Source organism: Paracoccus sp. NIOT.M2S5SZ12 (genome assembly GCF_057748165.1).
On record NZ_JBYLFR010000007.1, the window covers coordinates 174442 to 185048 of the forward strand.

The 10607-nt window shown below is 69.4% G+C and carries 11 protein-coding genes, 1 tRNA gene and 1 other RNA gene; 7 read left to right on the plus strand and 6 right to left on the minus strand.

All coding sequences use genetic code 11. The annotated features are described in order from the left end of the window. Positions 1 to 153: 153 nt before the first annotated feature. The 5 genes from nth to AC2SGK_RS08785 all read left to right on the plus strand — a co-directional run bounded on the left by nth (position 154) and on the right by AC2SGK_RS08785 (position 4968). On the plus strand, positions 154 to 813 hold the full coding sequence (gene nth / locus AC2SGK_RS08765; protein WP_488323198.1) for an endonuclease III: 660 nt from the start codon (positions 154 to 156) through the stop codon (positions 811 to 813). Further along, a complete protein-coding gene (locus AC2SGK_RS08770; RefSeq protein ID WP_488323199.1) occupies positions 810 to 1823 on the plus strand; it encodes an adenosine kinase in 1014 nt (337 codons plus the stop codon). The genes nth and AC2SGK_RS08770 overlap by 4 nt, the downstream gene beginning before the upstream one ends. A gap of 174 nt (positions 1824 to 1997) precedes the next feature. Beyond that, positions 1998 to 3260, plus strand: a complete 1263-nt coding sequence (fabF, locus tag AC2SGK_RS08775) for a beta-ketoacyl-ACP synthase II (RefSeq protein WP_488323200.1) — start codon at positions 1998 to 2000, stop codon at positions 3258 to 3260. Next, on the plus strand, positions 3257 to 4441 hold the full coding sequence (mltG, locus tag AC2SGK_RS08780; protein ID WP_488323201.1) for an endolytic transglycosylase MltG: 1185 nt from the start codon (positions 3257 to 3259) through the stop codon (positions 4439 to 4441). The genes fabF and mltG overlap by 4 nt, the downstream gene beginning before the upstream one ends. 89 nt (positions 4442 to 4530) lie before the next feature. Next, the gene (locus tag AC2SGK_RS08785; RefSeq protein WP_488323202.1) at positions 4531 to 4968 is read left to right on the plus strand and encodes a hypothetical protein; all 438 of its coding nucleotides are present in this window, start codon (positions 4531 to 4533) and stop codon (positions 4966 to 4968) included. 1 nt (position 4969) lies between these two features. Here the strand turns inward: AC2SGK_RS08785 and rnpB are convergent. From rnpB to gatC, 5 genes are all read right to left on the minus strand, one after another. Next, an RNA gene (rnpB, locus tag AC2SGK_RS08790) (RNase P RNA component class A) lies at positions 4970 to 5344 on the minus strand. 33 nt (positions 5345 to 5377) lie between these two features. Then, a complete protein-coding gene (locus tag AC2SGK_RS08795; RefSeq protein ID WP_488323203.1) occupies positions 5378 to 6070 on the minus strand; it encodes an N-acetylmuramoyl-L-alanine amidase in 693 nt (230 codons plus the stop codon). Between the two features lie 15 nt (positions 6071 to 6085). Next, positions 6086 to 6406: a hypothetical protein gene (locus tag AC2SGK_RS08800; protein WP_488323204.1), complete on the minus strand. Its 321-nt coding sequence runs from the start codon at positions 6404 to 6406 to the stop codon at positions 6086 to 6088. Between the two features lie 29 nt (positions 6407 to 6435). Then, positions 6436 to 7920, minus strand: a complete 1485-nt coding sequence (gene gatA / locus AC2SGK_RS08805) for an Asp-tRNA(Asn)/Glu-tRNA(Gln) amidotransferase subunit GatA (RefSeq protein WP_488323205.1) — start codon at positions 7918 to 7920, stop codon at positions 6436 to 6438. After that, complete coding sequence (gene gatC / locus AC2SGK_RS08810; protein ID WP_488323206.1) at positions 7917 to 8204, minus strand: Asp-tRNA(Asn)/Glu-tRNA(Gln) amidotransferase subunit GatC; 288 nt, start codon at positions 8202 to 8204, stop codon at positions 7917 to 7919. The genes gatA and gatC overlap by 4 nt, the downstream gene beginning before the upstream one ends. A gap of 75 nt (positions 8205 to 8279) precedes the next feature. Between gatC and AC2SGK_RS08815 the strand changes: the two genes are divergently transcribed. Both AC2SGK_RS08815 and AC2SGK_RS08820 read left to right on the plus strand, forming a co-directional pair. Next, positions 8280 to 9209: an AEC family transporter gene (locus AC2SGK_RS08815; protein ID WP_488323207.1), complete on the plus strand. Its 930-nt coding sequence runs from the start codon at positions 8280 to 8282 to the stop codon at positions 9207 to 9209. A 113-nt stretch (positions 9210 to 9322) separates the two neighbouring features. Continuing rightward, positions 9323 to 9397, plus strand: a tRNA-Glu gene (locus tag AC2SGK_RS08820). A 23-nt stretch (positions 9398 to 9420) separates the two neighbouring features. Here AC2SGK_RS08820 and AC2SGK_RS08825 read toward each other — a convergent pair. After that, the gene (locus AC2SGK_RS08825; RefSeq protein ID WP_488323208.1) at positions 9421 to 10284 is read right to left on the minus strand and encodes a tyrosine-type recombinase/integrase; all 864 of its coding nucleotides are present in this window, start codon (positions 10282 to 10284) and stop codon (positions 9421 to 9423) included. Between the last annotated feature and the right edge of the window lie 323 nt (positions 10285 to 10607).

Below are 10607 nucleotides of genomic sequence, written 5' to 3' on the forward strand. Positions count from 1 at the left end.
CGATTCCGGAATTGGTGCCCCAACGCGCGGCACGCTGTCGCAGTTCCGGGCGAATGGGAAGTCACTGTTTCGTAAAGACGTTTGGAAAGGCTTCGGAAATCGGTCGGGCGGTGGCGGCTTGCAAACCGTGCGCCGGGCCGTCACAACCGGGCCATGGTCCAGCGTCGCCCCAGCCCGCCCTTGCCCTTCGCCGATCAGGTCGTGATCTTCTCGCGCCTGGCCGAGGCCGATCCCGCGCCCGAGACCGAGCTGGAGTTCGTGAACCCCTTCACCCTGGTCGTGGCGGTCGCGCTGTCGGCGCAGGCCACCGACGTGGGCGTGAACCGCGCCACGCGCGGGCTGTTCGCGGTGGCCGACACGCCGCAGAAGATGCTGGATCTGGGCGTCGAGGGCGTGACCGAGCATATCAAGACCATCGGCCTGTTCCGCCAGAAGGCCAAGAACGTCATCGCCCTGTCGCGCATCCTGGTCGACGACTATGGCGGCGAGGTGCCCGACAGCCGCGCCGCCCTGACCGGCCTGCCGGGCGTCGGGCGCAAGACCGCGAATGTGGTCCTCTCCTGCGCCTTCGGCCATCCGGCGCAGGCGGTGGACACGCATATCTTCCGCGTCGGCAACCGCACCCGCATCGCGCCCGGCCGCGACGTGGAGGAGGTCGAGCGCGCCATCGAGGACAATGTCCCCGCCCGTTTCCAGGCCCATGCGCATCACTGGCTGATCCTGCATGGCCGCTACATCTGCCAGGCGCGAAAGCCCCGCTGCGGGGTCTGCCCCATCGCCGACCTGTGCCCCTTCGAGGAGAAGACCGCGTGAGCACCCCCTATGTCGTCGGGATCGGCAATGCCGTCATGGACATCATCGCCCCCACCGAGGAGGCGCGGCTGGAGGCCCTGGGCATCACCAAGGGCATCATGCAGCTGGTCGACCGCGCGCGGTCCGAGTTCCTGATGGCCGCGCAGGCGGACGACCACTCCGCGCGGCGCGACCAAGCGCGCATGGTCGCGGGCGGCAGCGTGGCGAACACGCTGGCGGGGATCGGCGGGCTGGGTCTGCGCACGGCCTTCATCGGCTGCGTGGCCGATGACGAGATCGGGCGGCTCTACGCGAGCCAGACCGAAGGGGCGGGCACGCGCTTCGTCAATCCGCCGGTCGCGGGGGCGGGCCTGCCCAGTTCGCGCACGATCATCTTCGTTACCCCGGATGGCGAGCGGTCGATGAACACCTATCTGGGCATCTCGGCCGAGCTGGGCCCGGAGGAGGTCGCGCCGGAGGTCTTCGAGGGCGCGGGCTGGCTGTTTCTGGAGGGCTATCTGTTCGACAAGGACAAGGGTAAGGCCGCCTTCCTGAAGGCCTCCGACTGCTGTCACGCGGCTGGCGGGCAGGCGGGGATCGCGCTGTCCGACCCGTTCTGCGTGGACCGTCACCGGGCCGATTTCCGCCGCCTGGTCGCGGGGCCGATGGATTACGTGATCGGCAACGTCCACGAGTGGCAGTCCCTGTATCAGGTCGAGGACCTGGAGGAGGCTCTGCGCCTGGCGCAGGCGGACTGCGGCACGGTGATCTGCACGCGGTCGGGCGAGGACGCCATCCTGATCCGCGCGGGCGAGCGGGTGACGGTGCCGGTGCGCCGCGTGGTGCCTGTGGATGCGACCGGGGCCGGGGACCAGTTCGCGGCCGGGCTGATCTATGGGCTGGCATCGGGGCTGCCGCTGGCGGTGGCGGGACGGATGGGCTGCGTCGCGGCCTCCGAGGTGATCGGGCATGTGGGCGCGCGGCCCCAGTCCGACATCGCCGCGCGGTTCCGGGCCGAAGGGCTGCTCTGAGGGCTTGCGTCCCGCGAGGAAGGGCGGGGGGCCGGCCCCCCGCACCCCCCGCCGGGCGGGCGCTGCGCGCGCCCCCCGGACCCCCCGCGCGCGGCGTCGCGGTTTCGTGACGTTGCGCCAAGCCGGTCTCGCGTGTATCACGGCCCGAAATGCGAGCAGCTGAAGGAATTGCCGATGCGCAGGGTTGTTGTCACCGGGTTGGGGATGGTCACGCCGCTGGCGTCCGGTGTCGAGGCGACGTGGGAGCGTCTGCTGGCCGGGCAGTCGGGCGCGGGGCCGATCACACGCTTTGACGCCTCCGACGTGGTGACGAAATACGCCTGCGAGATCCCCATGGGCGACGGCAGCGACGGCACCTTCAACCCCGATGACTGGATGGAGCCGAAGGACCGCCGCAAGGTGGACGACTTCATCCTCTACGGCGTCGCCGCGGCGCATCAGGCGGTCCTGGACGCGGGCTGGATGCCCGAGGACGAAGAGAGCCGCCTGCGCACGGGCGTGATGATCGGATCGGGCATCGGCGGGCTGACCTCGATCGCCGAGACGGCGGTGCTGATCAAGGAGCGCGGGCCGAAGCGCGTGTCGCCCTTCTTCATTCCCGGCGCGCTGATCAACCTGATCTCGGGTCAGGTGTCGATCCGCTATGGCTTCAAGGGGCCGAACCACGCCGTCGTCACCGCCTGTTCGACCGGCGCGCACGCCATCGGGGATGCCTCGCGGATGATCCGCTATGGCGATGCCGACGTGATGATCGCGGGCGGCGCTGAGAGCCCGATCAGCGAGATCGGCATCGCGGGCTTCAACGCCTGCAAGGCGCTCTCCACGAAGCGGGCCGACGACCCGCAGGCCGCCAGCCGCCCCTATGACGCGGACCGCGACGGCTTCGTCATGGGCGAGGGCGCGGGCGTCGTGGTGCTGGAGGAATACGAGCACGCCAAGGCGCGGGGCGCCAAGATCTATGCCGAGGTTCTGGGTTACGGCATGTCGGGCGACGCCTATCACATCACCGCGCCAAGTGAGGACGGCGATGGCGGATACCGCGCGATGGAGGCGGCGCTGCGCAGCGCGGGCCTGACGCCGGACCGGATCGACTATATCAACGCGCATGGCACCTCGACCATGGCCGACACGATCGAGCTGGGCGCGGTCGAGCGGCTGATGGGCGATGCCGCGTCGGGCGCGGTCATGTCGTCCACGAAATCCAGCATCGGCCATCTGCTGGGCGCGGCCGGCGCGGTCGAGGCGATCTTCTGCGTGCTGGCGATCCGCGACCAGATCTGCCCGCCGACGATCAACCTGAACAATCCCGCCGTGACGCCGAAGCTGGACCTGGCGGCCAATGCCGCAGTGCGCCGCAAGGTCGACGTGGCGCTGTCCAACAGCTTCGGTTTCGGCGGGACCAATGCCAGCCTGGTTCTGGGACGGGTCGCCGGATGATCTGGCGCAACATCGCCTCGAACTTTCTCACGCTGGCCATCGTGCTGCTGATCGCGGCCGCGGCCGCCGTGGCCTGGGCCAAGCGCGAGTTCAGCGGTCCCGGCCCGAGCGAGATCGCGCAATGCGTGCAGATCGCGCCGGGTGCCAGCCTGAACGCGGTCAGCAACCAGCTGGCCGAGCAGGGCGCGATCTCCAGCGCCTACATCTTCCGCGCGGGCGCCGATTACATGGACAAGGCGCGCGAGCTGAAGTTCGGCAGCTTCCTGATGCCTCCCGGCGCCAGCATGGAGCAGATCGTGGAGACGGTGACGGCGGGCGGCCCCTCGACCTGCGGCACCGAGGTCGTGGTGCGCGTGGGCGTGCGCGAGAACACGGTGCTGTTGCGCGACACCAACCCCCAGACCGGAGCCTATGAAGAGGTCGTGCGCTGGAACCCCGCCGAGGGCGAACGTCCGGCCGAGATCGTCGCCGCGCAGGAGCAGCCCGGCGCGCGTCTGTCGCTGGTCATGGCCGAGGGCGTGACCAGCTGGCAGGTCGTCGAGGCGCTGAAGGCGGCCGACTTCCTGACCGGCGAGGTCACCGAGATCCCGGCCGAGGGAAGCCTGGCGCCCGACACCTATCTGCTGGAGCGCGGGGGCGACCGCAACGCGATCCTAGCGCAGATGGCGTCCCGTCAGGCCGCCATCCTAGCCGAGGAATGGGAGGCGCGGCCCTTCGGCATGCCCTACGAGACCCCGGAGGAGGCGCTGATCATGGCCTCCATCGTGGAGAAGGAGACGGGCATCGCCGCCGAGCGGCCACAGGTGGCCAGCGTCTTCGTGAACCGCCTGCGCGAGGGGATGCGCCTGCAGACCGACCCCACGGTTATCTATGGCGTGACCGGAGGGCAGGGGATCCTGGACCGCGGGCTGCGCCGGTCGGAGCTGGACACCACGACACCCTACAACACCTATCGCATCGATGGGCTGCCGCCGACGCCCATCGCCAATCCGGGCCGGGCCGCGATCCGCGCCGCGCTGAACCCCGACGAGACGGAGTATTTCTACTTCGTCGCCGACGGCTCCGGCGGGCACGCCTTCAGCCGCACGCTGGAGGAGCACAATGCCGCCGTCGCCCGCTGGCGCGAGATCGAGCGGCAGCAGGGCCTGCCCGCCGACAGCCCGGTGCAGACCGCGGACTGATCGCGCCGGTTTGACAAACGGGGCCCCCGGACGCAGGCTTGCATCCGGGGGCCTTTCTCATGGTCCCGGCCCGTTTCGGAGGAACCGCGATGATGCTGCCCGACATGTTGAAGATGCTGACCGACAATGCCCGCCAGTTTCAGGACCGACTGACGGAATGGCAGGCCGCCATGGCCGAGAGCCAGGACAAGGCCATGGAGCAGGCCCGCCAGTGGCAGGCCCAGGCCATGCAGCAGCAGCAGGAGGTCAATGCCCGCCTGATGGCGCAGATGGAGGGCGCGGGCGAGGCCATGCAGGCCCAGTGGCAGCAGATGCAGAAGGCCTGGGAGGATCAGGTCGCCGCGATGCGCGAGCAGGGCGAGGAGATGCGCGCCAGGATGGGCGGCGCGTCGGGCGGCAATGCCTTTGCCGATTGGGCCGAGACCTATGCCGCGCAGATGGTGGCCTTCACCCAGAAGATGCAGGGCGAGGCCGCCAAGGCCATCGCCACCGCCACCGAGGCCCGCGGCAAGGCGAAGAAGTCGTAAGACGCGCGGAGGGCCTGTAAGCCGGATTTTGTCCACCGCTTGCGCGGCTGGATGACCATTCCTCTGGTCCGTCCGTTGCCGGACGGATCTAGCTGCCTACCCGGATCTGCTGGGGCAAGGCGGCCCTGCGGATTGCTCCGCGCGCGATCCCTATTCGGCATTGCTCCTGGTGGGGCTTGCCATGCGGGCGCTGTTGCCAGCCCCCCGGTGGGCTCTTACCCCACCGTTTCACCCTTACCCATCCGGGGATGGGCGGTCTGTTCTCTGTGGCGCTGTCCCTGGGGTTGCCCCCGCCGGGCGTTACCCGGCACCATTGCCTCATGGAGTCCGGACTTTCCTCGACAGACAGGCCTGCCGCGGTCATCCAGCCCTCCGCGCATGGTCCGTATGCGGGCGCGCGTGACGGGCGTCAAGGGGGGGCGCTGCCCCCGTCGCGCAGGCGCGACTCCCCCGGGATATTTTCGTGAAGAAGAAGCCGGGCGGCGGTGCGGCGGTCTGCGGGCGTTTCGGGGCCGGTGGCCCAGGGGCGGTGGCGCAGGCGGAAGGCCTCCAGCCGCGCAGGGTAATCGGGATAGCCGAGCGTCGTCAGGCTCTCCGTCAGGTCCGGGTCGGGATCGTCCTGCGCCGGATGGGCGAAAAGGCAGAAGCCGTCATGGGCCAGCCCCTCCCAATCGAAGCGCGGGCCGGGGTCGATCTTGCGCCCCGGGGCCAGGTCGGAATGGGCGATGACGGCGGCGGGCGGGATGGACCAGCGCGCCATGATCGCGCGCAGGAGGCGGCGCAGCGCGGCCATCTGCGGGGCGGGGAAGGGGCGGTCGCCGGGGTTGTCCAGCTCGATCCCGATGGAGCGGCTGTTCACGTCGTCGCGGCCCTGCCAGGCGCCCGCGCCCGCGTGCCAGGCGCGGCGCGTCTCGCAGACCAGCTGCTCGGTGGTGCCGTCGGCCGCGATCAGCCAATGGGCGCTGACCTCGGCCGAGGGGTCGCAGAGGCGGGCGCGGGCCTGCGCCGCGTCCGCCATGCCGGTATAGTGCAGCACGATCAGCGACGGGGTCTGCCCGCGTCGGTCGCCGTGATTCGGGCTGGGGAAGGCGTCGGGCGTCATGCAGGTGCCGCCCGGTCAGGGCGTCGCGGCCTGCATCCCGGGCGGGGTGATGGCGATGGGGGCGTCCGCCGGGGCGGCGGGGCGCCTGATGCGCAGGCCCATGGTCGCGGGGATCGGCACCGGGTCGGCACCCGCGATCTGCGCGCCGGTCGGCGCATAGAAGGGCCGCGCGACCGGGATCGTGGCGGCAGGCGTCGCGCCGGTGACCAGCGCCGCCTCGCGCGCGGTGCGGTACTGGCCGTAGGGGGTCGGCCCGAACTGATAGTTCGGGTTCCAGCCCCGGTGTTCCCCGCATCCGGCCAGCGCCAGCACCCCGATCATCCACCAGCCGCGCATGACGCCTCCCTTGATCCGTTTCGCGGACGTTACCACCAGCGATCCGGCTTGGCCACAAATCCCGCAGCACGTTCCAGCACCTGCGCCTGGTTCAAGAGATCGCCCTCCTCGAAGGGGCGGCCGATCAGCTGCATGCCCAGGGGCAGGCCCTGCGCGTCCTGTCCCACCGGCACCGCGATGCCGGGCAGGCCCGCGAGGTTCAGCGTCACGGTGAAGACGTCGTTCAGATACATCTGCACCGGATCGCCCTTGTCGCCCGAGCCGAGCGGGAAGGCCGCCGAAGGCGTCGCGGGCGCCAGGATCGAATCGATGCCCTGCGCGAAGGCCTGGTCGAAGTCGCGCTTGATCAGCGCGCGGACGCGGCGGGCGCGGTTGTAATAGGCGTCGTAGAAGCCCGCCGACAGCACATAGGTGCCGATCATCACGCGGCGCTGGACCTCCGGGCCGAAGCCCTCGGCGCGGGTCCTCTCATAGAGCTGGGTGATGCCGTCGCCCGCGCCCAGTTTCGCGCGGTGGCCGTAGCGCACGCCGTCATAGCGCGCGAGGTTCGAGGACGCCTCGGCCGGGGCGATCACGTAATAGGCGGGCAGGGCGTATTTCGTGTGCGGCAGGCTGATGTCGACGATCTCGGCGCCCGCGTCGCGCAGCATCTCGGCCCCCTGACGCCAGAGGGCGTCGATGGCGTCGGGCATGCCGTCCACGCGGTATTCGCGCGGGATGCCGATGCGCTTGCCGCGGATGTCGCCGGTCAGCGCGGCCTCGAAATCGGGGACGGGCAGGTCGGCGCAGGTGCTGTCCATCGGATCGGCGGAGGCCATCGCGCCCAGCATGATCGCGGCGTCGCGCACGGTGCGCGTCATCGGCCCCGCCTGATCCAGGCTGGAGGCATAGGCGATGACCCCCCACCGGCTGACCCGGCCATAGGTGGGCTTCAGCCCCACCGTGCCGGTGAAGGCCGCGGGCTGGCGGATCGAGCCGCCCGTATCGGTGCCGGTCGCGCCCAGGCACAGATCGGCCGCGACGGCTGCGGCCGACCCGCCGGAGCTGCCGCCCGGGGTCAGCTGCGCGCCGTCAGGACCGCGCCACGGGTTCACCGCCGGGCCATAGCAGCTGGATTCGTTGGTCGAACCCATGGCGAATTCGTCCTGGTTCAGCTTGCCCAGCATGACCGCGCCCGCGTTCCACAGGTTCCGCGTCACGGTCGATTCGTATTCGGGGGTGAAGCCCTGCAGGATGCGGCTGCCGGCCTGCGACGGCACGCCCTGCACGCAGAAGACGTCCTTGACCCCCACCGGGATGCCGGTCATCGGCGCGGCCTCGCCCGCCTTGATGCGCGCATCCGCGGCGCGGGCCATGTCGCGGGCCATGTCGGGGGTGCGATGCACGAAGGCGTTCAGCGCGCCCGAGGCGTCGATGGCCGCAAGGCAGGCCTCGGTCAGTTCGACCGCGGTCAGATCGCCTGCGCGCAGCGCGTCGCGGGCATCGGCGATGGTCAGGCTGTTCGGGGTCGTCATTCCACCACCTTCGGCACGGCAAAGAAGCCCTCGCGCGCGTCGGGGGCGTTGGACAGGATGCGGTCGGCCATGTCGCCCGAGGTCACCTCATCCGCGCGCCGCTTCAGGCGCATGGGGGTGACGCCGGTCATGGGTTCCACGCCCTCGACATCGACCTCGTTCAGCTGGTCCATGAAATGCAGGATGCCGGACAGATCGCGCGCCAGGGCGGGCAGGGCGGCATCATCGACCGCGATGCGCGCCAGATGCGCGACCTTGCGGGCCTGATCCTCGGTGATCGACATGACGTTTCCTTTCGTTGACGGCGGGTCTACAACCCCGCGCGAAAGGCCGCAAGACGCACGGCCCGGAGGTCCGCCATGCTTGCCGCCCTGTCCGTCCTTCCCGTGATCGCGCTGGTCCTGCTGGGCCATCTGGCCCGCCGCGGCGGCCTGATCCCCGCCGCCAGCTGGCCGGGGATCGAGCAGCTGGGATACCGCGTCCTGTTCCCGGCGATCCTGCTGACCTCGATCTATCGCTCCGATCTGTCGATCGGGCGGCTCGGCCCTTATCTGGGCGCGCTGGCCCTGGCCTTCGCGGCGACCGGGGCGGTGGCGCTGGTGTTGGCCTGGCGGCGGGCCGAGCCGGGGCCGCGCGCCAGCTCTCTGTTCCAGGGCGCGCTGCGCTTCAATTCGCTGCTGATCCTGGCGGTCGCGGCGCAGGGGCTGGGGTCGCAGGCCCTGGGCGACCTGGCGGTGGCGCTGGCCTTCCTGATTCCTGCCTTCAACATCGCGGCCATCGTGGCCCTGACGCTGATGGCCGGAGGCCCGCGCCCCCAAGGCGCCGCCGCCCGCATCGGCCGCGAGATCGGGCGCAACCCGATGGTCCTGTCATGTGCAGCGGGGCTGGCGCTGAACCTGTCGGGGGTGACGCTGCCCGCGGTGGTGCTGTCGCCGCTGGACTGGCTGGGGCAGGGCGCGCTGGCCGTGGGCCTGCTGTCGGTGGGCGCGGGGATCGAGCCCGCGCGCCTCTGGCAGCGCGACGCCGCGCTGTGGGGTGCGGTCTGGCTGCGGCTGGCGCTGTGCCCGGCGCTGTTCCTGGCCGTCGCGCTGGCCCTGGGGCTGCCGGGCGGACAGCTGGCCTCCGGGGTGCTCGCCGCGGCGGCGCCGGGCGCGCCGGTCGGCTACATCCTGGCGCGGCAGATGGGGGGTGACGCGGATTTCTACGCCGCGATCTTCACCTGGCAGACGGTTCTGGCGGCAGGCATCCTGCCGCTGTGGCTTGTTTTCGCAGGGTTTCTTGGGGCGTGATGCGGTTTTTCGATTTTTTTCGGGCTGAGGTGATTTTTTGTCTTGCGGCTCTCGGCGGCTTTGCCTAAACACCGCCTCACGCCGCCGGGAATGACCGGCAGCGGACAGAAAGTGGCCCGTTCGTCTATCGGTTAGGACGTCAGGTTTTCAACCTGAAAAGAGGGGTTCGACTCCCCTACGGGCTGCCACTTCTCCGTGTAGTGCGTTGTTATCACTTACCTTTAGCCTCCTTTATGTCCAACGCTGCCTTGCGGTTGGACATGTTTTGCAGTTTGGCAAACCCACTATCTCCCAAGGCCGAGCGGTTCGCTTTTCTCGTGTAGACCTTGGCTTGTGTCGTGTCGGCATGGGCCAGGTACGACGCAATTTCCCATTCACTGGCCCCGGCATCCGCCAGTCGGGTCGCACCGGCCTTGCGCAGGCCATGCAACGATCCGGGCACCTTTGCTTCGGCGCAGCGGTCACGGAACCAGTTGCCCAATGTTTCCGGTTTATATCCGATGGGCCGGGCGTCTTGGGTGATGAACAGCAGACGGTCAGTCGGCACGTTCGCCAGTTCGGGCGCCAGATCGGGCAGGATCGGCAGATCGGCAGCGACAGACGTTTTCATGCGCTTGTATGCGATGCGTCCGATGCCATCTTTCCGCGAGACACGCTGCCAGCCCACGCGGCAAAGGTCTTGCCTGGACACAGGCCACCGCGCGCGATAGCGCTCGATGTCAGCGTCTGTCCATGCCGGATGGCCGATGGTCTTCGGAATGGCCTTCCGGCGGGGCGCAAGGGTCGGATCAACGGTCAGCAGCCGCTTCGTCTTCCCATGCGCGCAGATGGCGCGCCACGTCTTCAGCTGGTCGGCGGCGGCGTTCGGTGTCAGCGGTTCCAGGTCGTCAGCGATGTCTTCGGTCGTCAGGTGCGCGGCCAGGGCGTCTTCGGCCTGTTCCTTGATGGCTTCGCGATGGCATTTGATCGTGCGCCGATACGACTCCGATCTGTCCAGGTGATCGCGGCTGGACAGGTATCCCTCAATCATCTGCACGATGGTGCCCGGCACGGCTTTGGTCTTGACCTCGGCCATTGTCAAGGCGACCGCGTGGCGGCCAGGAAAGGGGCGCTGTCGATCGGCAGGTGCGGCAGGCGTTGCCGCTTTGCGCCGGGGGCTGGAAGGTTGTGATGAACCTTTCTGCCTTTGTGGATGGTCTGCAGATGCGTGAGCGTCCCGACGCCCGACGCCAGGATTTGCCGCGGCATGCGTTTGCCTCTGGAACTGCCTCTTTGCCCGCCACAGTGACAGATTCACGTACTGGTTAGTACTACAGTTGCGCATTGATGCGCAACTTCCGATGTGCGATGGCAGCGATCGCTTGATGTTCTCGTCGCCATCGTGACCAGTCCCAGACA

Bases quoted from the DNA above. Each gene is read 5' to 3' on its own strand.
- fabF (WP_488323200.1), top strand. From the start codon at position 1,998: ATGCGCAGGGTTGTTGTCACCGGGTTGGGGATGGTCACGCCGCTGGCG.
- AC2SGK_RS08795 (WP_488323203.1), bottom strand. From the start codon at position 6,070: ATGACGCCCGACGCCTTCCCCAGCCCGAATCACGGCGACCGACGCGGG.
- mltG (WP_488323201.1), top strand. From the start codon at position 3,257: ATGATCTGGCGCAACATCGCCTCGAACTTTCTCACGCTGGCCATCGTG.
- gatC (WP_488323206.1), bottom strand. From the start codon at position 8,204: ATGTCGATCACCGAGGATCAGGCCCGCAAGGTCGCGCATCTGGCGCGC.
- gatA (WP_488323205.1), bottom strand. From the start codon at position 7,920: ATGACGACCCCGAACAGCCTGACCATCGCCGATGCCCGCGACGCGCTG.
- nth (WP_488323198.1), top strand. From the start codon at position 154: ATGGTCCAGCGTCGCCCCAGCCCGCCCTTGCCCTTCGCCGATCAGGTC.
- AC2SGK_RS08825 (WP_488323208.1), bottom strand. From the start codon at position 10,284: ATGGCCGAGGTCAAGACCAAAGCCGTGCCGGGCACCATCGTGCAGATG.
- AC2SGK_RS08800 (WP_488323204.1), bottom strand. From the start codon at position 6,406: ATGCGCGGCTGGTGGATGATCGGGGTGCTGGCGCTGGCCGGATGCGGG.
- AC2SGK_RS08785 (WP_488323202.1), top strand. From the start codon at position 4,531: ATGATGCTGCCCGACATGTTGAAGATGCTGACCGACAATGCCCGCCAG.
- AC2SGK_RS08815 (WP_488323207.1), top strand. From the start codon at position 8,280: ATGCTTGCCGCCCTGTCCGTCCTTCCCGTGATCGCGCTGGTCCTGCTG.